Genomic DNA, 25,081 nt, shown 5'->3' with positions numbered 1-25,081 from the left:
ACGACGTTCGCGTTATTTAGAAAGCGACGTTCAGGCCCAACCATACCCGGCGGCCGTCATCCACGTAGCCATACTCATCGTAGGTGATGCGCTCGTCGAACAGGTTGTAGATACCGGCGTTCACCGTGGTGCTGTCGTTGAGCTGATAGCCGATACCGGCATCCACGAAGGTGTAAGACGGCGCGACGATGGCGCTTTGCGAGGGCCCGGTGGTGGGCTGGCTCTCTTCTCCCCGGTAGGTCACTTTGGTCCACTGGCTAAGCCGTGCGTTCACGTCCCAATCCAGCGAGGCCGACACCTGATGGCGGGGCAGCTGGGTCAGCGGCTCACCGGCGTACTCGCCGCTTTTCTGTTCGGAATCGGTGAACGTGTAGCTGGCGGTCAGCGCCAGCGTATCGCTCAACGGTGCGCTCAGGCTGGCCTCGACCCCTTGGGTCACCGCGTCATCGACATTGACGCGATACGTCGGGTCGCTGCCGAAATCATTCGCTCCATCGCGGCAAATATCGATCGGGCAGGCAATGCGAGTGATCTTGTCTTCGAAATCGTTGTGGAACAGCGTCAGGCTGCCGTTCAGGCCTGCGTCGTTGCCGTACAGCAGCGCGATCTCTTTGTTGAGCGAGGTTTCCGGCTCGAGATCCGGGTTGCCATAAATATTACCGCCGCGGCTGACCTGCCCCCAATTCGGGGTGATTTCCCGCAGGTTAGGCGAGCGGTAGCCGGTAGACACGCCGCCTTTCAGGGTCCATTCCGGCGTCATGTTCCATACGCTATAAAGACGCGGGCTCAGGTGGCTGCCGTAGTTGTCGTCATCGTCCAAGCGCAGCCCGCCGGTCAGTGCCCAAGCGTCGGTCAGCATCCACTCATCTTCCACGAACAGCGCCCACTGGCTGTTTTCGATGGTCTGCCGGTCGGAGATTTGGTTGGTCGAGCTATCGTCCAGCGACTCCTCCTCCCAGCTCGCGCCGACGGTCACCATGTGCATACCCAGAGGAATCAGCGCGCTGGTTTTCGCGGTGGTGTTGGTAATCTCGATACCCCGCGATTGGTTTTCGCTGCGCTCGCGCTGCACGAAAGTCTCGCTGGTGCCCCAGTCGAAGCGGCCGCTGTGAGTCACGGCCACGTGTGTATTGGTGTACTCGCCGATACTGTCGGTGCAGCCGCCACGGCAGCCGTCCACCGGCCCGGAGCGGCCCACTAGCGAGCGCCGGTCCTGCTCGGTAATCCCCGCTTCGGCAGTCACGTCGTGGTTGTCGCTAGCCGCCAAGCTCAACCGTGCGGTGAGGCTCTGCAGACGCTTCTCTTCGTAGCCGTACTCGATGTCGTCTTCGTCGCGCTCGGAGGTGCGGCCATAGAGCTGTAGCCCTAAGCGCTCACCCACCAGCGGCCCGCTGAGATAAAAGTTCGCTTGGCGGCTATCGCCAGAGGCGCTGTCTTCCTGCAGTACGGTGTCGAGCTGGATGTTGCCGTGCCAGGTATCCGCCACTTTGCGGGTAATCACGTTGATCACCCCGCCGATGGCATCGGAGCCGTACAGGGTCGACATCGGCCCTCGCACCACCTCGATACGCTCGATGGCCTGCAGCGGTGGCAGCCAGTCCTGCTCGAAGCCCGCATCGCCGTTGGGGCGCGATTCGCGTGAGTTGATCGGGCGACCATCTACCAGGATCAGGGTGTACTGCGACGGCATGCCACGAATGGAAATATCGTTGCCGTTATCGCCACGCCCACCGCCGGTGACCACCACGCCCGGCACGTCGCGCAGGGCATCGGTGACGTTTTGGTAGTAACCCCGCTCCAGCTCTTCACGGGAGATCACGCTGATCGAGGCGGGGGCGCTGCTGATTTGCTGCTCGAAGCCGGAGGCCGTCACCACGATATCGTTGAGCTGGGGCGTTTCTTGTGCAACGGCGGTCGTGCAGGCAACAGAGGCGACAGCGCTGGCCAGCAGCGAACGGCGCAAACGAGAAGACATAGTGGGTTCCTTGAGATGAAAGAGCACTTTTTACAAATACGAATTATTAGCATTTATATTTTTACATACTCTTTGCACAAAGGGGCGGGACGGTGCGTTCAATCAAATGGAACACAAATGGCAATTATTTTCATTCAGCCAATTCGGTGACACAATAGTGTGACTCCGTTCCGCCAGTGGTCCCGACTATGTACGATTTCGACGAACTTGCCGCTTTTGCCGATGTGATGACCACCGGCAGCCTGACGCGCAGCGCACAGAAGCTCGGGCTGGCAAAATCGACGTTGAGCCGCCGAATTAGCCAGCTAGAGGCGCGCCTGAACCAGCCGCTGCTGCGTCGCCAGGCGAACCGTTTGATTCCTACCGAAGCGGGCCTGCTGTTTCATCAGTACTGCACCGAGCTGCTGGCCATGGCCGCCCACAGCCAGGAGGCGCTGGCGGAGCTGCGCGAGGAGATCAGTGGGAAAGTGACGCTGGAAGTCCATGGCGCGCTGGCACGGGGCTGGATGGCAGGCGTCGTGGATGCGTTTCTGACCCGCTACCCCAAGGTCGAGCTGACCCTGCATACTCGGGAAACGCCGCCCACCAAGATGCACAGCAACAGCGTGCACATTTGGCTAGGCGCCACCCATGAGTGTGGGCTGAATCAAGAGCGCTTGGGCCACCTCACCCGCGGCCTCTACGCCAACCCACACTATCTGGCCCACGCGGGAACACCGCAACACCCCCAAGAGCTGGATGCGCATGCCTGGATCGACTTGTTGGATACCGCATCGAGCGGTCTTATGCTGCATCACCCCGAACACGCCGACTACCTGTTCAACGCGCCCCGCTCGCGGCTCCGGGTAGATCTCACGGCGCTGCACATCGATGCCATTGCCTATGGCCAAGGGATCGGCCTGCTGCCCCACTGGGTGGTCGAGAAACGCGAACGCCACCACCCTGGGGATCTGGTCAACTGCCTGCCCGGCTGGGAGCCCGCCCCCTTACCCGTGACGCTGCTGTATGCCTATGGGCATCACTCCCGCCGGGTCAACGCGCTGCTGGACTTTCTGCGTGACCAGGTGCCTAACGAGTGGCAAACCCACGCAAACGCCGTTTACGCCCATTAGTAATTCGCCTTGCCAGTTAGCCGCCTAATTACCCACAATAGGCGGCCGATGATCGTCAAGGAACGTTAATGCTCGCTGAACTCTTCGCCGTCATGGCCCCCGTGTTGGCCGGTGCCGGACTGGGCTTTTTATGGGTTCGCCTTGGCCAACCCTACCCCGTCGACTTTGTGACACGCCTCGTTTTCAATATTGGGACGCCCGCGCTAGTGCTGGCGTCGCTGTCGGGGGCAACGATCGATGCCAGCACGTTCGGCCAAGTCATGCTGGCTGCCGCCCTAGTGATCGTCGGCATGGGGGCCGCTAGTTTTGCCGTTGCCAAGGTGCTGCGGCGAGACTGGCGAGTGCTCATCGCGCCGATGATGTACCCCAACACGGGCAATATGGGGCTGCCGGTGGTGCTGTACGCCTTTGGGAGCGCGGGCTTTGCTTACGGCATTACGGTCATGGTGACGGTCTCGCTGTTTCAATTCACCTTGGGGGCGGTGCTCAGTAGCCAGGGCAACCCGGTTAAAACTCTGCTCAAAACCCCGACGGTGTATGCCATCGTCATCTCCATGGCGCTGCTGCTGACCGAGACCCCGCTGCCGCTGTGGATGGCCAATACGGTCGACCTCATGTCGGGCTTTACCGTGCCCCTCATGCTCATCACGCTTGGCGTATCGCTCGCCAGCATTCAGGTGAAAAGCCTGCGCTCTGGGGTTGGCTTCAGCCTCATCCGCATTCCCCTGGCCGCGGCGGCCGCGTGGTTCATCGCTGGCTGGCTAGGCCTGCCGCCGCTGGCGCAGAACATTCTGGTCGTACAGATGTGCATGCCAGTGGCGGTCTTCAACTACCTATTTGCCCAACGCGCCCAACGCGAACCGGCCTATGTGGCCAGCCTCGTGTTCTGCTCGACCTTGATGGCACTGTTCTATTTACCGGCTTTGCTGGCGCTACTGATGTAGCGCTGGGGAACCCCCACCCGTCGATGGCAGTCACTGCTAGACTACTACAGACGTTGCGCCACTAGAGGACATACAATGCCCATGCGATACGCCCTGCCCATTCGACCGCAAACGCCACACCCCCGCTCGCTCTGCCATCGCGCCGCTCGCTGGGTGGCCCCTTCTTTAACGGGGCTTCTGCTTGCCAGCGCTGCCCATGCGGACGTCGTTCACCAAGCCCTCGACACCGATCATCTAGCCATCACTATCGAGCGCGTGGCTGATGGCTTCGAGAATCCCTGGGCGGTGGCGTTTTTGCCCGATGGCCGCTACCTGGTCAGCGAGCGCGGCGGGGAGTTGAACCTGGTCGACGCCGAGGGGCACGTTGAGGAACTGAGCGGCCTGCCCCGCGTCAGCCAAAACGGCCAGGGAGGACTGCTCGACGTGGCCCTGCACCCTGAGTTCGGCGACGGCGAGCACGATTGGATCTACTTCACCTGGAGCAAGCCGGAAGGCAGCCAAAGCCGCTCGGCGCTGTCGCGCGTCAAGTGGCAAGACGACGCCTTGGGCGACGTCGAGCATTTGTTCGAGCAGGATCGCGCCTCCCCCCCCGGCCGACACTACGGTTCTCGTATGGCGTGGCTCCAGGATGGCACGCTGCTGATGAGCATTGGCGACCGTGGCGTCGACCCTTCCCGTGCCCAGGACAGCGGTGACCATGCGGGCTCGACGCTGCGGCTCACCGAAACCGGCGGCGTGCCCGATGACAATCCTTTCGTGGATGACGACGACACGCTGAATGAGATTTACAGCCTAGGCAACCGTAATATTCAGGGCATGACCGTGCTAAGTAATGGTGAGTCCTGGGCCACCGAACACGGCCCGCGCACCGGCGATGAATTGAACCAGATCGTGCCTGGCAACAACTACGGCTGGCCGGAGGTGAGCTTGGGCAACGATTATGCCACCAACGAACCCATCGGCGTGGAATCCAAACCCGGCATGGAAGACCCGGTTTACCGCTTCGAGGGGCGCTTTGCCCCTTCTGGCTTGGCCGAAGTGACCAGCGATGCCTTCGCACCTTGGCAAGGTAGCTTGCTGGCGGGCGGCCTGGGCAGCCAAAAGCTGCTGCGCCTCACCCTCGACGAGGGTCAAGTGGCCGATGAAGAGCTGATTCTGGAAGGCGAGATTGGCCGTATCCGCGACGTTCGCCAAGGGCCCGATGAGGCGATTTACTTGCTAACCGACGGTAGCCAGGGCAGCCTTTATCGCTTGACGCCCACACAGCGCTAACCTTGTTCGACTCCCGAGACACCACCAGGAAGCACGATGCGATTACGTAACCTCATCATCTTAACGGTCATCGTGCCGCTCTTCGTGATCCTGGTGGTGTTTAGTCTAGTGGCGATCAAATCGCTGGAAGACAACGTTCGCTCCAAACTGCAAACCGAAGTCGAGATCATTACTCGCGCACTGAGCACGTCGTTGAGCTATGCGGTAGCCCGCGACAGCGCCACCCCGTTGGAAGAGGCGCTGCAGTCGGCGTTTTCGTTTCACCGTATCTATGGCGCTTACGTGTTCGATCCCCAAGGGCGTGAAGTATATGGTTTAGGGTTGGGTAAAGATCTCTTCACGCCAGAAGAGATCCAGCAGGTCATCGAAACCAACGACATGCATAGCAGCTACCGTCAGCAGGAGGGCTGGACCTACTACTCCGCCCTGACGCCGTTGCGCACCCAAGATGGCACGGTGCTGGGCGTGCTGCAGGTCAACCGCCTCAATACCGGCATCGAGAATTACACCGGTTTCATTAGCATCGTGGCGGTGCTGGTCTTCGTCATTGGCGCGGCGGGCATCGTGTTCAGCATTTGGTGGGGGTTTCGTCACTACATCGAGCGGCCGCTCAACCGCCTGCTGCGCGTCATGCTCTTGGTCGAAGATGGTGACCGCAGCCAGCGGGCCACGGCAGATGGCCCCACGGAGTATCGCCGCTTAGCCTCTGGCCTGAATGGCATGCTGGATGCCATGGCCGAAAAAGATCGCGACATCGATGCCCGCCAGCGCCGTGAAATCGAGCTGGAAAAACGCCTGCGCAAATCCAAAAAGCTGGCCGAGCTGGGCGTGCTCGCCGCCGGGGTCGCCCACGAGATCGGTGCCCCGTTGACGGTCATCAACGGTCAAGCCCAACGACTGGCACGCCGCGATACGATTGGCGACGATGAGCGGGCACGGCTGGGCAGGATACGTGGCGAAGTGGAACGTATCGTCGATATCGTCCGTCAATTGATGGAGCTTGGCCGACAACATAACGTAGAGAAAGGACACCAAGCGCTCGATCAGCTTATCATCAGCGCCAGCGAGCTGGTCGAAGAGGAGCTGGAACCACGAAATATCCACTTGGATATTGATCTTCCCACTCCGACACCCCATTTATTGGTCAATGGTCAGCAAATCGTTCAGGTGTTGACCAATTTATTACGCAATGCCGCCCAAGCTCCCCAGGTCAGCCACATTCGTGTGCGCGCGCAGGCACACAGTGAAGAGTTGACCCTTTGGGTTGAAGACGACGGGCCCGGCATACCTGCATCGCACCATCACCAAGTGTTCGATCCTTTTTTCACCACCAAGCCGGTGGGTCAAGGCAGCGGCTTGGGATTATCGATGGTGCACCGCATTATCAACGACCACGGCGGGACGATTGGCGTATTTGACAGCGCACTTGGCGGCGCTGGCTTTGAAATTACGCTGCCCCTTAGTGAAACCGCATCCGCTTGAGGACGACGTTTGTGACCCATCAGGAACACCTTTTACCGTTATTGGTGGTGGAAGATGACGCCGCTATCCGTGAGTTGCTAGAGGAGGAGCTCAACGACGCGGGCTACGACACACTGGGTGTCCCCAGCGCAGAAGAAGCCATTGCCCTACTGAGCCATACGCCGGTGGCGATGATGATCACCGATGTACGGCTACCGGGCATGACCGGCATTCAGTTACTTCAACAGCTCCGCCAGAGCGGCAGCGAGCTAGGCATCATCGTGATTACCGCCTTTGGCACCATCGATCAGGCGGTAGAAGCCCTCAAGCTAGGTGCCGATGACTTTTTGACCAAACCGCTCGATTTGGATGCCATTCGTGACGCCGTTTTTCGCGTACTGGAGCGTCAGCGCTTGTCGCTGTCTCATGATACGGAGCTCAGCCATTTCCACGGCATCGTGGGTAAAAGTCCGGCCATGCAGTCGCTGTTTCACGATGCCTCTCGGTTGGCGAAAAGCGATGCGCCCATTTTGATTCTGGGTGAAAGCGGCACCGGCAAAGAGCTGCTGGCCCGGGCGATCCACCAGGAAAGTAGCCGTCACGACGCGCCCTTCGTGCCCGTGAACTGCGCCAGTATTCCTGCCGATCTGATGGAGAGCGAATTCTTCGGCCACGTAAAAGGCGCTTTCACGGGCGCAAACGAGGCCAGAAAAGGGCTTTTCCAAAGTGCCCAAGGCGGTAGCCTATTCCTCGATGAGATTGGTGAAATGCCGATCAATCTGCAGGCCAAGCTGCTGCGCGCCCTGCAAGAGAAAACCGTACGCCCCGTGGGCGGTGAGCGGGAGGAACCGGTGGATGTGCGCATCATTGCCGCTACGCACCGCCACCTGGAGAAAGAGATCGAGCAGGAGAACTTCCGTAGCGACCTGTTTTACCGCCTGGAAACCTTCTCGCTACGCATTCCACCGCTACGTGAGCGCGGCACGGACATCGAGCACTTGGTGTTCGCCTTGATCGACAAACATGCCGACACCCAAGGGAAACAGATCGAGCAGATCGAGCCAGAGGCCCTCAATAGCCTGTTGAACTACTCCTATCCCGGCAACGTGCGCGAGTTGGAGAACGCGATCATGCGCGCGGTCACGCTCAGCGAAGCAGGCGTGCTACAGCATCAGGATCTCCCCGAGCGCCTGCGCGAACAGTCCGGCCAGCAAAAGAGCAGTACCGACACGACGCCCACGCTAAGCGGGGAGGTACTACCAGGCACGCAAATTCCGGCACCCGCGCCAGCCCGCTGGCCAAGTTTGGAAGAGGTGGAAAAGCGCTATATTCGCAAAGTGTTGGAAGCGACAGGAGGAAATAAACGTCGGACGGCCGAAGTACTAGGCATCGCCCGCCGCACTCTTTACCGGCGTTTGGAAGATAGCGAGGAGTAAGACCAAGCCGGTCGCACTCGCCGACCGGCTTTTTCATGCTTACTCCGGGTCACTCACGCCATCGCCGGGCGACTCACGTGTCGCTTGCCCATCATTCGCCATGGGGCCGGTATCCATGGGCTCTTGAGGTTCGTCGGTCGGTACTTCCGAATCGGTGGTCGGTGCTTCGGAATCACCGCAGCCTGTCAGCACGCCCGCCATGAGCAGTGCGCTCAACAGTAGCGCCGTCCCACGCGCATTGCGTAATCGTGACATCATGTCCATTCTCCTTCCTTGTTCATGGGCTAGCAGCCGCCAAAGCAGCGTCTGCTCCCCCTAACCTTAGCGGCTGACGGGTAACTTGCAACCGCCCAAACTCACCGTCATACGCTTTAAACAAGCAAAAAAAGCCCCCGCGGGCGCGGGGGCGAAAGGATGATAAACCGTGTGGAGCAGCCGCAGGGAACAGACAGCTGGGTCGGCTTACCATCGTAGGGAGCGTTGACGGCTATTGGCCGTTAGTCATGTCGTCTTCATCATCGGTACTGTTAACGTCGTCGGTAGTGGTATCGCTTGCACCGGGCATGGGATCGGTACCTTCACCGAAACCAGGGTTCTCTTCAGGATCATTGACAGCGCCCGTTTGCGTATTCTCACCCGGCATTGGCTCTTGCGTCGCCGCGGGATCTTCGCCTAAGCCCGGGTCTTCATTCATCGGCTCGTCTGCCATGGTAGGCTCGTTACCGGAAGCCGGAGCCGTCGTGGTCGTCGCGTCCTGCTCCATGGTGTCAGGTTGCTGCGCCGGGGGCATTTCCTCTTCGCCGTTGCCACACCCCGCCAGGGCCAAGGTGCTAACGGTTGCGGCTAACATGCACAGTGTCAGCACACGTGGACGCTTGCGCGATTGGCTCACTTGTTTATCCATAAAGATTGCCTCCTTTTTCGACTAACGTGCTTGCGTCACTTGCCAAGCTTTTCTTGAAAGATAATTTCACACTTCGTGCCAACATTGAAAAAAAATAAATTTATGTTTTAAAAAACAGCAACTTATTAAAAAATCGTAGCCACCATTCGCTGTCACGACAGGGTCATGGGTGGGGGTTCAAAATGGCACATGTGGCGTAAATTGCCGGGGTGAGCAGGAGCGTTGTGGCACATCCTGCTCACTTATGTATAATAATTTGTAATAACTTGTTAAATATAATCTTAACTCCTACTTATGAACCGTTTTGTGTCGCTGCTTGCAGGAAGCACGTCTAGGCCGCAGGTAAGCGCGTTGAGTAACGACACAAGGCTGCTCATTCAATCAAAAGGCACCGCTGATGGACGAGACACGCCCTGTCAAAATTCAGGTACGCGGCTTGAGCAAGGTCTTTGGTAAACAGCCCAAAAAAGCTCTCGAGTTACGCGACCAGGGCCTCAAACGCCCTGAGATTCTCGAAAAAACTGGCCAAACCCTCGGCCTTTCCGATATCTCCTTCGACGTCTACGAAGGTGAACTACTGGTCATCATGGGCCTGTCTGGCTCGGGTAAATCCACGCTGATTCGCTGCTTGAATCGCCTGATCGATACGACCGAAGGCGAGATCATCATCGACGGAGAGAACATCCCCACGTTGGGTGAGAAAGCGCTGCTGGAGTGCCGCCGCCGTCATTTCTCGATGGTGTTTCAAAACTTCGCGCTTTTCCCTCACCGGACGGTACAACAGAACGCCGAATTTGGTTTGGAGATTCGCGGGGTAGAGAAGTCCGAGCGGCAGTCGATCGCCCACAACGCGCTCAAGCAGGTGGGCTTGGAAGGCTGGGAAGATGCCTACCCCAACCAGCTATCGGGCGGTATGCAGCAGCGTGTAGGACTTGCCCGCGCACTGGCCAACGATGCCAGCGTACTGCTCATGGACGAGGCCTTCTCAGCCCTTGATCCGCTCATCCGCAAGGACATGCAGAAAGAGCTTCTGCAGCTGCAAACCAAAATGCAGAAGACTACCGTCTTCATTACTCACGACTTGGATGAGGCGCTCAATATCGGCGACCGCATCGTGCTGCTGAAAGATGGCGAGGTGGTGCAGATCGGTACGCCCGAGGAGATTTTGACCAAGCCTGCCGATGATTACGTGCGCCGCTTCATCGAAGGGGTCGATCGTTCTCGTATCTTGACCGCCGAAAGCGCCATGCGCCCGGTGCGCACCACCGCCCGCGACAGCGACGGCCCGCGTACGGCACTGCACCGCATGCGTGATCACAGCATCGACTCCATCTATGTGACCGACCGTGACCGCCAGCTATTGGGCTTGCTGGAGGCCGACGCTGCTAGCCGTGCCATCGAGGAGAAAGCCGACACCATCACCGATTACCTGACCCAAGATTTCCGCAAAGTGCCGCCAGACGAGCCGCTGCAGCACCTCTTCGCCATGTTCAGCGAGAAGAGCTACCCCATTGCCGTGGTCGATGAGCAGCAGCGCCTATTGGGCGTCGTGGTAAAAGGCGCAGTCCTGGATGAACTGGCACGAGCAGGAGAACAGTAATGGAGATAACACGCATTCCTTTAGGTAGTTGGATTGAATCCGGCCTGACATGGCTGACCAGCGAATACTCCGCCGTGACGCGCGGCATTTCGCGTATTACGCAAACCGGCATCAATAGTTTGAACGATAGCCTGATGTGGTTGCCCGAGTGGGCGTTGCTGGCGATCATTGCCCTGCTGTGCTGGAAACTGGCCAGCATGCGCTTGGCAATTGGCGCCACGGCTGGGCTTGCGTTGATCTGGAACCTAGGGCTTTGGAACCCGATGATCGAAACGCTGACGCTGGTGGTGATTGCCACACTAGTGGCGGTGGTCATCGCGCTGCCCGTAGGCATCGCCGCGGCGCTTTCCGAGCGACTCTACCGGCTGATCATGCCCGTGCTGGACTTCATGCAGACCATGCCCGCGTTCGTGTACCTGATCCCTGCCATCCCGTTTTTCGGCATTGGCTCGGTGTCGGCGATTTTTGCCACGGTCATCTTCTCCATGCCGCCCGCCATTCGCTTTACTACACTAGGCATCCGCCAAGTGCCGACCGAACTCATCGAAGCTGCCGACGCCTACGGTGCCACGCGAGGCCAAAAACTGTTCAAAGTGCAGTTGCCGCTGTCGCTGCCCACGGTGATGGCGGGCATCAACCAAACCATCATGCTGGCCCTGTCGATGGTGGTCATTGCCGCCATGATTGGCGCCGATGGTTTGGGTAGCGAAGTCTGGCGTGCCATCCAGCGCTTGCGTCCAGGGGATGGCTTCGAGGCCGGGATTGCCGTGGTCATTCTAGCCATGCTGCTGGACCGTCTGACGCAGTCGCTGCGCAAATCGCGCCGCTCGCCTTAGCATTGAGCGCTGCGTTGATTGGCATGCTTGAACCACCGGTCATGAATGACCATGCTGATCGATTCAAGCGATCATTAAGGTCAAGACCTTGAAGTAAGCAAAGAACGACCTCTTCATACCGCAGTGGCAAGTGCCACTGCCCATCAACAGGGAGCAAGTGAATGAAAACGCGTACGTTGAATCACCGCATCCGTCTCGCCTCTTTGGCCCTGGTCGCGGGTACCGGGCTAGCCGCTGGCAGCCTGGCCCACGCCCAAGATCAAGGCACGGTCAACTTGGCCTATGTCGAGTGGTCCTCTGAAGTCGCTTCCACTAACGTCATTGCTGCGGTTCTCGAGCAGGCAGGGTTCGAGGTGGAACTGACCTCGCTGTCCGCAGCGGCCATGTTCCAAGCCCTCTCCACGGGTGATGCCGATGCCATCGTCGCCGCCTGGCTGCCGACGACCCACGCAGACTACATGGAGCGTGTCGGTGACAATACCGAAGACTTAGGCCCCAATCTGGATGGCACCAAACTCGGCTTGGTCGTACCTGAGTACACCGACGTGGACTCCATCGCCGATCTGAACGACAACGCCGACAGCTTCAACGGCGAGATCATCGGTATTGACCCCGGTGCTGGCCTGATGGCACTCACCGAAGAGGTCGTGGATACCTATGACCTCGGGCTGAACCTGCGCAGCGGCAGCGGTGCCACCATGACGGCTGCTTTGGCCAGCGCCATCCAAAACGAAGAGGATGTGGTCGTCACTGGCTGGACGCCGCATTGGATGTTTGCTCGGTTCGATCTGAAATACCTCGAAGACCCAGAAAACGTCTACGGCGGTGCCGAGCAGATCCATACCGTCGTACGTAGCGGTCTGGAAGAAGACATGCCAGAAGCCTACGCCATTCTGGATGCCTTCGAGTGGACGCCCGAGCAGATGGGCGAGGTGATGCTGATGAACCAAGAAGATGGCAGCGACCCCTACGAAAATGCCAAGCAGTGGGTAGAAGAGAACCAAGACGTGGTCGAGCAGTGGCTCAACGGCTAGTCATACTCTGCCCCGAGCGTTAAATGACAGAGGGCTTCGGCCCTCTGTCGTCGTTGTAAATGTGACGTTTTTTCGTGCTAACGTGCCCGCGCGTTGAACAAAGATTAAGCAACGTTTGCTACTGTTACTGATGTAATACACGCCTGCTAATGCATTTGTGATTGGCCAGAAGGTAACTGCTGGTCCATCCAGGTGCGTTTGGCGGTTTCTGTCCGACATGGAGAGGCTCCCGTGGATAATCCTGACTCTAAGCGTCCCGCTGATGAGCCGGTATCAGAAGGCATCCCCGCCCCTGATGGCCCGGCTAACCTGATCGATACCGATTACGTGATCGGCCAAGACAACATTACGACGAGTGCAATGGGCTTCAACCTTGACCTACACGGCAAGGTATTCACCATTTCGTCACTCGTGGTGCTGCTGTTCGTCATACTCACCTTGGCACTGCAAGATACGATTTCGCCGATCTACGACGCCGTTTTTGGCTTCCTGACCGGCAATCTGGCTTGGTTCTTCATTTTGGCCGCCAATATCTTCGTCATTCTTTGCCTGGGTTTGATCGTCTCTCCCCTGGGTAAAATCCGCATTGGCGGGGCAGATGCCAAGCCGGACTTTACCTATGCCGGCTGGTTTTCGATGCTGTTCGCCGCCGGTATGGGCATTGGGCTAATGTTCTTTGGCGTCAATGAGCCGCTGACCCACTTCGGCACCTCTTTGGATGGTGGCGACTGGGCACCGCTGGCTGGCGCTGAGGGCGATACGGCAGGCGCAGCGGCGCTGGGCATGGCGGCAACGATCTTCCACTGGGGTCTGCATCCGTGGGCGATTTATGCCGTGGTGGCTCTGTCATTGGCGCTATTCTCGTTCAACAAAGGCTTGCCGCTCTCCATGCGCTCGGTGTTCTACCCGCTACTGGGTGAACGCGTTTGGGGTTGGCCGGGCCACTTGATCGACATTCTGGCAGTGTTTGCCACACTGTTTGGTCTGGCCACGTCACTGGGGCTGGGCGCTACCCAGGCCGCTGCTGGCTTGACCTATCTGTTTGGCGCGCCGGAAAGTGATATCACGATGATTCTGCTCATCATCGGTATCACGATGATAGCGATTGGCTCGATCGTTGCCGGTGTCGACAAGGGCGTACAGCTGCTGTCGAAAATCAACATCGCCATGGCTGCCGCGCTGCTGTTCTTCGTGATCGGTGTCGGCCCGACGCTGCTGATCGCGACCGGCTTTTTCGAGAACCTATTGAGCTACGTGGTTCATCTTCCGGCGCTGTCGAACCCCTTTGGCCGTGAAGACGCGAACTTTAGCCAAGGCTGGACGGCCTTCTACTGGGCATGGTGGATCTCCTGGTCTCCGTACGTCGGCATGTTCATTGCGCGGGTATCCCGCGGCCGTACCGTACGTGAGTTCCTGGTCTCCGTGCTGATCGTGCCGTCCGTCGTTTCGGTACTGTGGATGACGACCTTCGGTGGCACCGCCATCGATCAGTACGTCAGCCAAGGCATCGAGGCCGTGCGCGACGCAGGCGTGGATCTGCAGCTGTTCATCATGCTCGAGCAACTGCCGCTGTCACAGATCACCTCGTTCATCGCCATCGTGCTGGTCATCGTGTTCTTCGTGACCTCGTCGGATTCTGGCTCGCTGGTCATCGATTCCATTACCGCAGGTGGCAAGGTCGATGCACCGAAACCGCAGCGTGTGTTCTGGGCGATCATCGAAGGCGCGATTGCCATTGCACTGCTGCTGGGGGGCGGTTTGACCGCGCTGCAAACCATGGCCGTGTCGACCGGGTTCCCGTTCACCATCATTCTACTGGTGGCCTGCTACGCCATCATCAAAGGCTTGATGAGCGAACCCAAAGCAGTGTAAGTAGCAGCTTCAACTCGGCAAGACGTCAACGGGCAGCCCAAGGGCTGCCCGTTTTATTATGCAAAGAAGGTGCGAGCGCTAACACCACAGCGCTTTTAAAGGCGTCTCAGGGCTATAGCGATTGGCGATTTGCGCCTGCAAAAGCTCGGCAGTGGCCAGAGCATCAATGAGCGCATGGTGGCCTTGGTAAACGGGTAAGCCGTAGCGCTCGCGGCTGGCGTTGAGGCGAATCGATACCGGCGGACGACCCAGCCAGCGGCGAAAGCGGGCCCACAGTGTTTGTCGATGCAACCGCGCTTCCAGCGACATGGTATCGATCATGGGAAACAACACTCCCTCACCACGGCGCGCCTTCACCGCCGCATCGAGAAAAGGTCGCTCGATATTACGAAAGTGAACCACCACGACCCGCCCGGCCAACACCGTCAACAGCTCGTCTAGCACGCTATCCAAGTCTGGCGCATCGGCAATCTCCGAGTGCGTGATGTGGTGATACGCTATCGAGTCCTCATCTAACGGACGGGGCGGTTTCACTACCCAGTAACGGCGCTGAGCCATGGATATACGCCCTAACGTAAACGGCACGACGCCAATACTGACGATCGCATGGCGTCGCTCATCGAGTCCGGTGGTTTCCATATCCAGCGCGACGAGCGGCACCTCGGACAGCGGCGTCTCGGAATCAGGCATCGGCGTATCGAAAAAGCGTATCAAGGTGTCATCTTTGGCCCGCTCGGCCCGAGCGGCCATATAGCCCTTCCAATCGGCTTGAGTGACCTTTTGGCGCGGACGAATACCGTGCATATCAGCGCCTCTGCCGTTGGGTGGGAACGGGGTAGCGGAACTTCAAAAATTTCTGAGCATTGCTCAACACCTGAAAAGCATCCTTTAGGGTGTGCCGTTCGCTGTCTTCTACGTTCTCCGGCTCGATATTATTGTCCGGCTCACGCTCCTCCTGCAGGTCGATCATTTGGTGACGGATCCGCGACATGCACAAGAACTCGAGCGCATAGCTGAGTTTGTCACTCACCCCGGTGGCTAGCAGCTGGGTTTTGCTGATGTCGTCCAACCGTTGAAAGGAGCTTTGCGCTTTAGAACCACAGGCCAAGGCATGCACACGAATCAAATCTACCATCGGCGCCGTGCCGCGTCGCTTGAGGTTGATGGAGTTGTTGTGCTTGCCATCTTTTTCCATGACGATAGTGCGGAAAAAGCCCAAAGGTGGGGTGCGATTGAGCGCATTACGCGCCATGGCCGCCAGGAACAGCGGTGATTTGGGAGCCGTTTGGGCAATTAAATCCTGCAGCGTTTCAACGAACAGGTCCTCCCCGTAAACACTATCGAGATCGAAAAAGATCGAGCTGTGCAGCAGCTTCTCGGGCGTTGGGTTCGCCATCCAGTCCTGGAAGTAGCGCTTCCATACCGCCAACGGCTGACGCCACTGCCGGTTGGTCGCCATGACATCCCCTTTGCAGTACGTATAGCCACAGGCGGCAAGGCCGTCGCTGACGAACGCGGCCAACGCATGGAAGTACTCATCATGCTCTTCGGCAACGAAGTCATCGGAGAGAATCAGCGCGTTATCCTGATCCGTGACGATGCTCTGCTCGTTACGCGCCATGGAGCCATTGACCATGAAGCAGTAGGGTACCGGCGGCGGACCCAACGTATCTTCTGCCAACTCCAGCAGTCGGCGGGTGAAGCTGCGGCCGATGGTAGAGAGCGCGCTGCCCACCATTTGCGAGTTTGCGCCCTCCTGCACCATGCGTACGAACGCTGCTCGAACGTCGGGCGCCAGTTTGGCAAGCCCTTGTGCACTGGACTGGTTGAAGATATTGCTCACCAGGTAGAGTCCGCTGTGCGTTTCGTAGCGAATGATATCGGATAGGTGCACCACACCCACCGGGCGCTGGCGGTAGAGTACCGGGAGGTGATGGACGTTGCTACGCAGCATGGTCAGCATCGCTTCATACACGGATGCATCGGACTGGACGGTAATCAGCCGCTCGGAGATGACCTCTCCCACAGGGGTGCTGGGCGATAGCCCCTCGGCCACGACCCGCGTGCGGAAATCGCTATCGGTGAGAATACCGCACATCTGCCAAATTTGGCCTTCGCTATCCTGAAAGCTATAGCGAGGGTTATCGCTCCCCTCTTTGATGACCAACACCGCAGACGCCTGGGCATCGATAATTTGCCTAGCCGCCTGCTGGACACTCGTCGTCGCCTCCACCATGACCGGATAGCGGGTGACCAGTTTGCGAATACGCGTCACCATCATGTCGTTCGACTTCTTCTGCTGCTCTGCGGCAGTCTCTAAGCGTGGGCGCTCGAGTTCGACGAAGTCGGCAAAGTCATCGTCCTCTTCACATAGGCGCTGAAATACCGCGTCGGGAATAAAGTAAATCAGCGTGTCTTCAATGGCTTTGGCAGGAAAGCGAACCTTGTGATTTCGCAGCAGGCTGAAGTGACCAAAAATATCGCCCTCGCCCAAGCGGTTGTAGAGCTCTCCTTGGCGACGATACACCTCGACCGCGCCGCTGCGGATGTAGCAAAGCTCGTCGAGGGTATCGTTGAGCGCCAGAATATCGCTGCCCGTTTTGAAGTAGCTTACCTCTACCTGCTCGGCAATCGCATCCAGCAGTTCATCCGATAAGCCATCAAACGGGGGAAACTGCCCCATGTGCTGGCGTATTTCTAATAACTCGACGTCCATACGCTCTCCTGCTGGGCGCTGACTCTGTTGAACGGACGGTGCTTTGATGCATCATGGGACGACAATAGGCCGTCCTGGTCTCAGTGTGTCGTGAACATTCACCTTGGACAACCCTTTGAGGTGAAACGAAAGTGCCGGACTCAATGACCCGCACAAAAAAAGCCCAACGCATGTACGTTGGGCTTTGGTCGGCTTGCGGCGTGACAGTTACTTCGCACGTTAAAGAAAATCTGGCACTATCCACATAGCCTTGGGTAAAACATTCAATTCATGGCCTTTACGACTGGCTAGCCATTTCCTGAACGCGCTGCATCATTTCTGGATCTTGCTGAATGGACTGACCGATTGCGTTGAACGTATCGACATCCAAGCCGCTATCTTCGACGACTTCGATCATGCGGTCGTTAGCTTCAGCGCGTACTTCCTGTTGTGCGGCTTCGTCTTCTGCTTCCTGCAGACGCTGTGTGTACTCTTGCGAGATCACGGCGATTTCTTGAGAAGCATCGGCGAACTGCTGTAGCTGCTGATCAGAAAAATCCTGAGTCGGGGCTTGTTGAGTAGCCATTGGGTCTTGCGCTTGACCGTCGGCTTGTTGGGCGTGAGCGGTGCCCGCCATCAGACCCGTCGCAAGAAGTGCAGCAGAGAACAAAGCAGTCATACGTTGCATGGTAAGAAACCTCATTGGCGCGTTATGAATGTGCCCAGTGTGACGCGTCGTTTGGGCGCTGGTTCAATCTTTTATGTAAAACTAAGTAACAAAAAGAACAAAGCGTAAGTCACCCAACTCACGAATCATGCTACTCCAGGAAGATTATGTCTATTAATTTCAGAAAGTTAACAGATAAGGACGCTGCCTCCCTTGGTTTGACTGCCATGCCAGGCCTGTTCGTTCTGTTGTGGAGTACTGGCTTTATTGGCGCAAAATTTGGCCTCCCCTACGCCGAACCCTTCACCTTTTTGTTCATCCGTTTCGTACTCACCCTACTGCTACTGACTCCCTTGATATGGGTAATGCGTATTTCTTGGCCTTCATCACCTACGTTATGGAAACATATTGCGGTATCGGGTTTGCTGGTCCATGGCACCTACTTAGGCGGTGTATTTTACGGTATCTATTTGGGCATGCCTGCAGGTCTGGCTGCGCTCTTGGTCGGCCTGCAGCCACTCCTCACCGCCGCCTGCGCAGGACCGCTGCTCGGCGAGCGGTTGACCAGACGGCAGTGGTTAGGCCTGTTGTTGGGATTGGTCGGCATCAGCTTGGTTCTGGGCAGTAAGCTGGAGCTCGGCAGCACGCTCTTTAGCAGCTTCGGGATGGGTGCGTTGGTGAGCGTGATGGCCGCCCTAGTGGGTATCTCGCTTGGCACCCTATACCAAAAGCGCTACTGCACCAGCATGCCACTGCTGTCGGGCGCAGCGATCCAGTACATGGCGGCAGGTGGACTGTTGGGCATTGGCGCCCTACTGTTCGAAAGCCGCGAGGTGGAGTGGAGCACAACGTTCATACTCACGCTTGGCTGGCTCGTGCTGATTCTCTCAATTGCCGCTATCCTGCTATTGATGGCCTTGATAAAGAAAGGGGAGGCTTCTCGTGTAGCGAGTCTCTTTTATCTGGTGCCTCCAGTCACGGCGCTTCAGGCGTGGTGGCTATTCGATGAGCGTTTGCCGCTGCTGGGATTGGCAGGCATGGTCATTGCCATTATCGGTGTGGTCATGGTGGTACGCCCCTCGACGACATAATTCGATACGAAAAAAACGAATCTTCCAGGGCTTGGAAAAAATGACTGCACAACCTCACTGCGCCAGGGTCGACGGCGTTTGCAACCGATGCGATACCCCAGTTCCCTTTGCGTTTACGATGGCCTTTCAACCCATTGTCGATGTTTCCCAACGACGAGTGGTGTATTACGAAGCATTGGTGCGCGGAGTTAACGGCGAATCGGCCTTTTCGATCCTGAATCAAGTGACCGATGAGCTGATGTATCGCTTCGACCAAGCCTGTCGCGTAAAGGCCATCGAGCTTGCCAGCGAACTGGGCATGACCGAGCGGCTGTCGATCAATTTTTTACCGAATGCCGTGTACGAACCGGAGGCGTGCATTCAGTCCACGCTCGACACGTCACGCCGCGTGGGCTGGCCCACCGAGCGGCTTAACTTCGAAATCACCGAAACAGAGCGTGTCGTCGACAGAGCGCATATGCGTAATATCATCGATAGCTATCGACGGATGGGGTTTACCACCTCGCTAGATGACTTCGGCAATGGCTACGCCAACTTGGATTTGTTGACCGACCTTCGCCCCGACACCCTCAAAATCGACCGCGAGCTGGTCATGGGCTGCGATAGCAACGTGCGTCGTCAGGCCATTCTCAAGAGCATGGTGTCATTGGCACGCACCCTAGGCACACAGCTCGTCGCCGAAGGGGTCGAAACCCGAGAAGAGTCCCGCTGCCTGCTGGCGCTAGGCATTTCCGTGCAGCAAGGTTACTACTTTGCGCGCCCTCAGATCGGCGAACTGCCTACCGTGGCACCCGTGCGATACGACTGAGCCAAGCGGCTCAGTCAAACGCCCACCTCATTGCCTCTACGCTCATAGCCGCTCCAAGTAGGCCGTGCCGCCTAAATTGCGCATCTGCTGACGAATCCATTGGCTGCGACGCTCGACCTGGGCGTCGGGCCGGGAAGCGCTGCGAGTGCGTGGGCTGGGTAGTATGGCGGCCAACAAACTAGCCTGACGCTCGGTCAACGCGCTGCCTGAAGCACCGAAGTAGTGATTGGCCGCCGCTTCCAAACCGAACACGCCGGTATCCCACTCGGCGACGTTGAGATACACCTCTAGAATTCGCTGTTTTCCCCAGAGCGTTTCGATCAACAGAGTGAACCACGCTTCTAGGCCTTTGCGTAACCAACTACGCCCGGTCCATAGAAACACGTTTTTGGCAGTCTGTTGGCTCAGGGTACTGGCGCCGCGCAGCCGCTCACCGTCTCGACTTGCTTCCCAGGCGCGACGCATTTCGACGAAATCGAACCCGCGATGCTGGGGGAACCGCTGATCCTCTGCGGAGATCACCGCCAGTTTGGCATTGCTAGACAGTTGCTCCCAACTACGCCACTGACGCTGAATGTCGATGGGCTCACTGTTGATCCAGCTCTGCACTTTACGCTCGACCATCACCATGGAGCCAGGCGGCGGTACGAAACGAAATAGCAGCACCAACGCCACGGAGAGCACCACGAACCCCAGCGCACCACGCCAGACAAGCCGCCATAGCAGACGAAGAAAACGGCGCAGCGCGCGATCGAGCATCTCGGAATCCTTAGCGTTTCATGAGGTGTTCCGCATGATAGCGCAAATGGTCCTCGATGAACGAGGCGATAAAGAAGTAGCTATGGTCATAGCCAGGCTGGCGACGCAATGTCAGCGGGTGATCGTGCTCTTCACAGACGGCTTCCAGGCGCTCAGGCATGAGCTGCTCTTCCAAGAACTGGTCCGCCTCGCCCTGGTCGAAGAACAGCCGCTGGCGAGACGCACCGTTGGCCACTAGCTCACAGGCATCGTATTGACGCCAGCGCGACTGGTCGTCGCCCAAGTAGCTGGTAAAGGCTTTTTGGCCCCAAGGGCAGTTCATTGGATTGACGATCGGCGCGAAGGCCGAGACCGAACGGAACCGACCGGGATGGCGCAGCGCAAGGATCAGCGCGCCGTGCCCGCCCATGGAGTGACCGCTGATCGATTCACGACCATTGACGGGAAAGTGCTGGCGCACGACCGACGGTAGCTCCTCGATCACATAGTCGTACATCCGGTAATGCGGCTTCCACGGCGCTTGGGTGGCATTGACGTAGAAACCGGCCCCAGAGCCGAGATCGTAGCTGTCGTGCTCGCCGGGTAGATCGGTACCTCGCGGGCTGGTATCGGGGCAGACGATCGCCACCCCAAGCTCAGCAGCAATCCGGTGGGCGCCCGCCTTCTGCATGAAGTTTTCGTCATTACAGGTCAGCCCGGACAGCCACCACAACAGCGGCACCCGCTCGTTTTCCGCTTGCGGCGGCAGGTAAACGGCGAAGACCATGTCGCAGTCAAGCGCCCGGGAGTAGTGGCGGTAGCGCTTGTGCCAGCCGCCGCTGCTGCGGTTGGCCGACACCAGTTCTAAGGTTTCACTCATGCTCATGGGGCAGGCTCCTCGAGAAGATGAAAACGCGGAGGGTCGCCCCTACCGCGTTCGTTTACCCGGTTTCGTTGACTTGATGATACTCAGTAATGCAGCACGGTACGAATGCTCTTGCCCTCGTGCAGCAAGTCGAAGGCTTCGTTGATCTGCTCGAACGGCATGTCGTGGGTGATGAAGTCGTCGATATTGAGCTCGCCGTTCATGTAGCGCTCGACGTAACCCGGCAGCTCGCTGCGCCCCTTCACACCGCCAAACGCAGAGCCTTTCCAAACACGACCCGTGACCAATTGGAATGGACGTGTAGAGATCTCTTCGCCTGCGCCAGCCACACCAATGATGATCGATTCGCCCCAACCCTTATGGCAGCACTCCAGCGCCGAGCGCATGACGTTGACGTTGCCGATACACTCGAAAGAGTAGTCGACGCCACCATCGGTCATATCGACGATGACCTGCTGGATCGGATCGCTGTAATCTTTAGGATTGACGAAATCCGTCGCGCCGAACTGCTTGGCCAGGGCGAATTTATCCGGATTGACGTCGATCGCGATGATTTTGGACGCCTTGGCCATCACCGCACCCTGAATGACCGCCAAGCCGATGGCGCCCAAACCAAACACGGCCACCGTCGAGCCGGGCTCTACTTTAGCGGTGTTCAAGACGGCACCAATGCCCGTGGTCACGCCACAGCCCAATAGACAGATTTTGTCCATGGGTGCTTCTTTGGACACCACCGCTAGGGACACCTCCGGCAGCACCGTGTACTCGCTGAACGTGGACGTCCCCATGTAGTGGTGCAACATCTTACCGTCTAGGGAGAAACGCGACGTGCCATCAGGCATGACGCCTTTGCCTTGAGTCGCCCGTACACTGCCGCACAGGTTGGTTTTACCTGACAGGCAGAATTTGCACTTGCCGCACTCTGCAGTGTAAAGAGGAATGACATGATCGCCTGGCTTGACGCTGGTGACGCCTTCCCCCACCTCTTGAACGACGCCCGCACCCTCGTGCCCGAGCACTGCCGGGAAGTTGCCCTCTGGGTCGGCGCCAGAGAGCGTGTAAGCGTCGGTATGGCACACGCTTGTAGCGGCCATTTTGACCAACACTTCTCCCGCCTTCGGGCCTTCTACATCGATCTCTACCAGCTCAAGAGGCTTACCCGCTTCGAGTGCAACTGCCGCGCGTGATTTCATGGTGACTCCTTGGGGTTCACGGTCATCGAACGCGTCGTGACGCGTTCGCGAAAACAGACAGAAAGTGTAGGTCAGCTAGGCGACCGGGATAAAGCGGGATACACTCATAAGATTATTGTCACCGAGCAACAATCCACTCGATTAAGGGCTCGCCATGCAGCGCTGGGATCGTATCGAAGCCTTCGTCGAGGTGGTCAGGCTGGGCACCTTTTCCGCCGCCGCTCGACACCTCAAAGTCTCTACTTCACATATCAGCCGTTTGGTCAGCCAGTTAGAGAACCAGCTAGGCGTGCAGCTACTCTACCGCACCACGCGGCAGATTCGGCTGACCGATGCGGGGGCGCTTTACGTGGAGCACTGCCGTCATCTCTTCGACGGACTGCGCGACGCCGAGCAAGCCATCAGCGAACTTCAAGCCAGCCCGCAAGGTCTGTTGAAGCTCACCTCGGCCACCACCTTTGGCGAGCGCTATATCGCGCCGCTGGTCAACGACTTCCAGCGCCTGCATCCCCAGTTGGAAGTCCACATGCACTTTACCAATCGCCCGGTCGAGCTGATCGAGGAAGGCTTCGACATTGCCATCCGCATGGGCGTACTCAAAGACTCCAGCCTGATTGCCCGACGGCTGTGTGAACGCCAGGAGTACGTGGTGGGGTCGAGCGCCTACTTTCGTCAAGCGCCCAGGCCACACACCCTGTCGGAATTGAGCCAGCACCGCTGCCTGATCGGCTCGCGGCCCAACTGGCTCTTCGAAGTCAACGGCCAGCGCCGGGAGGTAAAGGTAGAGGGATGTTGGAGCGCTAATTCTGGACCGGCCCTGCTGGATGCAGCCCTCAAAGGGCTGGGGCTCGCCCAGCTGCCGGATTACTACGTGGCGCCTTATCTGGCCAGTGGAGAGTTAGTGTCGGTGCTGGAGCCGTTCCAACACCACGACACGGCGGTCTGGGCGGTGTACCCTCGCCACCGCCACTTATCGCCCAAGATTCGTCAGCTGGTCGATCATTTGGTCGACCATATCGACACTCTGTTACCCGCTCATTAGCACTCGATGGCGTTGACTGCGAGACCACCTTTCGAGGTCTCTTTGTACTTGTCCTGCATATCGCGACCGGTATCGCGCATGGTGCGGATCACTTTATCCAGCGAAACGAAGTGGTCTCCGTCGCCATGTAGCGCCATACGCGCGGCGTTGATTGCCTTCACCGAGGCGATCGCGTTGCGCTCGATACAGGGTACCTGGACTAGTCCTGCCACTGGGTCGCAGGTCAGCCCCAAGTTATGCTCCAAGCCGATTTCGGCAGCGTTCTCTACCTGCTTGGGCGTGCCGCCCAGCACCTCGGCAAGGCCCGCGGCGGCCATGGCGCAGGCGGAGCCCACCTCCCCCTGACAGCCTACTTCAGCGCCGGAAATGGACGCGTTCTTTTTACACAGGATGCCCATGGCCCCCGCCGCCAACAAGAAATCCACCACATCGGCATCGCAGGCGTCCGGCTCGAACTTCAGATAGTACGCCAGCACGGCGGGCACGATGCCCGCAGCGCCGTTGGTCGGCGCGGTCACCATTCGCTTACCGGCGGCATTCTCTTCGTTCACCGCTAGGGCAAACAGATTGACCCAATCCATGACCGAGAAACTGGTCACGATGAGACGCTGATGGTCGGGCGGTGAAAGCAGCTGCTGATGCAGCGAATGAGCGCGGCGGCGGACGTTCAAACCACCCGGCAGCCGCCCGGTGGCCTTCAAACCGTTATCGATACTCTGGCGCATGGCGTGCCAAATCGTTAACAGCGTTTGGCGAATCGACGCTTCGCTGCGCCACGCTTTCTCGTTTTCGAGCATCAGCTCGCTAATCCGCAGATCGTGCTGCTGGCACAATGCCAGCAGCTCATTGGCCGATTCGAACGGGTATGGCAGCGCCGTTTTATCCTCATCCAGCCCCCCCTGATCGGCACAGGCCTGGTCCACGTAGAACCCACCGCCGAGTGAATAATAGGTGTTCGTGCTAACCACCGTATCGTCATGGTAGGCCGTTAGCGTCATGGCGTTGGGGTGGAAGGGCAAGCAGGTGTCGTCCCATTCGATGTCCTGAGCGCGCTGAAATACCAGGGACTGGCCGTGGGGAAGCGTCAACGGCTTACCGTCATCCAAACCGGCCAATCGCCCGGCAATGATGTCCGGGTCGATCGCTTCGGGTGTCTCACCCATGAGCCCCATGATGACCGCACTATCGGTCCCGTGCCCAACGCCAGTGGCGGCCAGCGATCCATGCAGCCTTACCACCACTCGGGTGACGTCTGGTGCGGTCAGTGACATCACGAAATCCCGCGCGGCCCGCATGGGGCCCACGGTATGCGAGCTGGAGGGCCCAATCCCTATTCGAAACAGATCAAACACGCTAATGGCCATAATAGTGCCCGCCCCTCAACGGTCATGCTTAGTAGTGACGACGACTTGATACCATCGCCGCTTGGTATTTTCTTGGTTACTCTTACTTTGCAGCGTTATCGACTGTCCGTCGAGTCATGCATAGAAGGTTAGACGTGCGAGCACAGGAAAG

22 protein-coding genes are annotated in these 25,081 nt (G+C 58.3%); 12 read left to right on the top strand and 10 right to left on the bottom strand.

Annotation, left to right across the window (positions count from 1 at the left end; genetic code table 11):
- Positions 1-16: 16 nt before the first annotated feature.
- A complete protein-coding gene (locus MHM37_RS04880) occupies positions 17-1,975 on the bottom strand; it encodes a ligand-gated channel protein (RefSeq protein WP_239295937.1) in 1,959 nt (652 codons plus the stop codon).
- A 188-nt stretch (positions 1,976-2,163) separates the two neighbouring features.
- Between MHM37_RS04880 and MHM37_RS04875 the strand changes: the two genes are divergently transcribed.
- From MHM37_RS04875 to MHM37_RS04855, 5 genes are all read left to right on the top strand, one after another.
- On the top strand, positions 2,164-3,087 hold the full coding sequence (locus MHM37_RS04875; protein ID WP_239295938.1) for a LysR family transcriptional regulator: 924 nt from the start codon (positions 2,164-2,166) through the stop codon (positions 3,085-3,087).
- A 68-nt stretch (positions 3,088-3,155) separates the two neighbouring features.
- Positions 3,156-4,031 carry an AEC family transporter gene (locus MHM37_RS04870; RefSeq protein WP_153842614.1) on the top strand — a complete coding sequence of 292 codons (876 nt, stop codon included), beginning with the start codon at positions 3,156-3,158 and terminating at the stop codon, positions 4,029-4,031.
- 75 nt (positions 4,032-4,106) lie between these two features.
- On the top strand, positions 4,107-5,303 hold the full coding sequence (locus MHM37_RS04865; RefSeq protein ID WP_239295939.1) for a PQQ-dependent sugar dehydrogenase: 1,197 nt from the start codon (positions 4,107-4,109) through the stop codon (positions 5,301-5,303).
- Between the two features lie 36 nt (positions 5,304-5,339).
- Positions 5,340-6,785 carry a HAMP domain-containing sensor histidine kinase gene (locus MHM37_RS04860; RefSeq protein ID WP_239295940.1) on the top strand — a complete coding sequence of 482 codons (1,446 nt, stop codon included), beginning with the start codon at positions 5,340-5,342 and terminating at the stop codon, positions 6,783-6,785.
- 11 nt (positions 6,786-6,796) lie between these two features.
- Positions 6,797-8,200 (top strand): sigma-54 dependent transcriptional regulator, encoded by a 1,404-nt coding sequence (locus MHM37_RS04855; protein ID WP_153842613.1) that lies wholly within the window; start codon positions 6,797-6,799, stop codon positions 8,198-8,200.
- 39 nt (positions 8,201-8,239) lie between these two features.
- Here MHM37_RS04855 and MHM37_RS04850 read toward each other — a convergent pair whose 3' ends face one another.
- Together MHM37_RS04850 and MHM37_RS04845 are read right to left on the bottom strand one after the other, a co-directional pair.
- Positions 8,240-8,458, bottom strand: coding sequence for a hypothetical protein (locus MHM37_RS04850; RefSeq protein WP_139526537.1), 219 nt, complete (start codon positions 8,456-8,458; stop codon positions 8,240-8,242).
- A gap of 229 nt (positions 8,459-8,687) precedes the next feature.
- Entirely contained in the window at positions 8,688-9,104 is a 417-nt protein-coding gene (locus MHM37_RS04845) for a hypothetical protein (protein ID WP_153842612.1), read from the bottom strand.
- Between the two features lie 397 nt (positions 9,105-9,501).
- Here MHM37_RS04845 and MHM37_RS04840 point away from each other — a divergent pair, with 397 nt between their 5' ends.
- The 4 genes from MHM37_RS04840 (at position 9,502) to MHM37_RS04825 (ending at position 14,446) form a co-directional block, all read left to right on the top strand.
- Positions 9,502-10,704: a glycine betaine/L-proline ABC transporter ATP-binding protein gene (locus MHM37_RS04840; protein ID WP_239295941.1), complete on the top strand. Its 1,203-nt coding sequence runs from the start codon at positions 9,502-9,504 to the stop codon at positions 10,702-10,704.
- On the top strand, positions 10,704-11,540 hold the full coding sequence (locus MHM37_RS04835; protein ID WP_153842611.1) for a proline/glycine betaine ABC transporter permease: 837 nt from the start codon (positions 10,704-10,706) through the stop codon (positions 11,538-11,540). Before MHM37_RS04840 ends, MHM37_RS04835 begins: the two co-directional genes overlap by 1 nt.
- A gap of 161 nt (positions 11,541-11,701) precedes the next feature.
- Positions 11,702-12,574, top strand: a complete 873-nt coding sequence (locus MHM37_RS04830; protein WP_153842610.1) for a glycine betaine ABC transporter substrate-binding protein — start codon at positions 11,702-11,704, stop codon at positions 12,572-12,574.
- A 231-nt stretch (positions 12,575-12,805) separates the two neighbouring features.
- Positions 12,806-14,446 (top strand): BCCT family transporter, encoded by a 1,641-nt coding sequence (locus MHM37_RS04825; RefSeq protein WP_139526532.1) that lies wholly within the window; start codon positions 12,806-12,808, stop codon positions 14,444-14,446.
- A 78-nt stretch (positions 14,447-14,524) separates the two neighbouring features.
- On the opposite strand, the gene MHM37_RS04820 is transcribed toward MHM37_RS04825, so the two are convergent.
- The 3 genes from MHM37_RS04820 to MHM37_RS04810 all read right to left on the bottom strand — a co-directional run bounded on the left by MHM37_RS04820 (position 14,525) and on the right by MHM37_RS04810 (position 17,829).
- On the bottom strand, positions 14,525-15,250 hold the full coding sequence (locus tag MHM37_RS04820) for a 3'-5' exonuclease (protein ID WP_153842609.1): 726 nt from the start codon (positions 15,248-15,250) through the stop codon (positions 14,525-14,527).
- Position 15,251: 1 nt separating this feature from the next.
- Positions 15,252-17,162: a DUF294 nucleotidyltransferase-like domain-containing protein gene (locus tag MHM37_RS04815; protein ID WP_139526530.1), complete on the bottom strand. Its 1,911-nt coding sequence runs from the start codon at positions 17,160-17,162 to the stop codon at positions 15,252-15,254.
- Between the two features lie 277 nt (positions 17,163-17,439).
- Positions 17,440-17,829, bottom strand: a complete 390-nt coding sequence (locus MHM37_RS04810; RefSeq protein WP_139526529.1) for a DUF4168 domain-containing protein — start codon at positions 17,827-17,829, stop codon at positions 17,440-17,442.
- 146 nt (positions 17,830-17,975) lie between these two features.
- Here MHM37_RS04810 and MHM37_RS04805 point away from each other — a divergent pair, with 146 nt between their 5' ends.
- Together MHM37_RS04805 and MHM37_RS04800 are read left to right on the top strand one after the other, a co-directional pair.
- Positions 17,976-18,899: a DMT family transporter gene (locus tag MHM37_RS04805; RefSeq protein ID WP_239295942.1), complete on the top strand. Its 924-nt coding sequence runs from the start codon at positions 17,976-17,978 to the stop codon at positions 18,897-18,899.
- Positions 18,900-19,017: 118 nt separating this feature from the next.
- The gene (locus MHM37_RS04800; protein WP_139526527.1) at positions 19,018-19,707 is read left to right on the top strand and encodes an EAL domain-containing protein; all 690 of its coding nucleotides are present in this window, start codon (positions 19,018-19,020) and stop codon (positions 19,705-19,707) included.
- A 42-nt stretch (positions 19,708-19,749) separates the two neighbouring features.
- Here MHM37_RS04800 and mtgA read toward each other — a convergent pair whose 3' ends face one another.
- The 3 genes from mtgA to MHM37_RS04785 all read right to left on the bottom strand — a co-directional run bounded on the left by mtgA (position 19,750) and on the right by MHM37_RS04785 (position 22,524).
- On the bottom strand, positions 19,750-20,466 hold the full coding sequence (gene mtgA / locus MHM37_RS04795; protein WP_139526526.1) for a monofunctional biosynthetic peptidoglycan transglycosylase: 717 nt from the start codon (positions 20,464-20,466) through the stop codon (positions 19,750-19,752).
- Positions 20,467-20,476: 10 nt separating this feature from the next.
- The gene (fghA, locus tag MHM37_RS04790; RefSeq protein WP_239295943.1) at positions 20,477-21,331 is read right to left on the bottom strand and encodes an S-formylglutathione hydrolase; all 855 of its coding nucleotides are present in this window, start codon (positions 21,329-21,331) and stop codon (positions 20,477-20,479) included.
- An 83-nt stretch (positions 21,332-21,414) separates the two neighbouring features.
- Positions 21,415-22,524 (bottom strand): S-(hydroxymethyl)glutathione dehydrogenase/class III alcohol dehydrogenase, encoded by a 1,110-nt coding sequence (locus MHM37_RS04785; protein ID WP_139526524.1) that lies wholly within the window; start codon positions 22,522-22,524, stop codon positions 21,415-21,417.
- Between the two features lie 154 nt (positions 22,525-22,678).
- Between MHM37_RS04785 and MHM37_RS04780 the strand changes: the two genes are divergently transcribed.
- Complete coding sequence (locus tag MHM37_RS04780; protein WP_219861577.1) at positions 22,679-23,566, top strand: LysR family transcriptional regulator; 888 nt, start codon at positions 22,679-22,681, stop codon at positions 23,564-23,566.
- Here MHM37_RS04780 and MHM37_RS04775 read toward each other — a convergent pair.
- Positions 23,563-24,930, bottom strand: coding sequence for an L-serine ammonia-lyase (locus MHM37_RS04775; protein ID WP_153842604.1), 1,368 nt, complete (start codon positions 24,928-24,930; stop codon positions 23,563-23,565). The two genes, MHM37_RS04780 and MHM37_RS04775, sit on opposite strands and share 4 nt — an antisense overlap.
- Positions 24,931-25,081 lie beyond the last annotated feature (151 nt).

The sequence above is a fragment of the Halomonas sp. MMH1-48 genome (genome assembly GCF_022348105.1).
Lineage (GTDB): Bacteria > Pseudomonadota > Gammaproteobacteria > Pseudomonadales > Halomonadaceae > Vreelandella > Vreelandella piezotolerans.
This window is presented reverse-complemented; position numbering and strand designations above follow the sequence as displayed.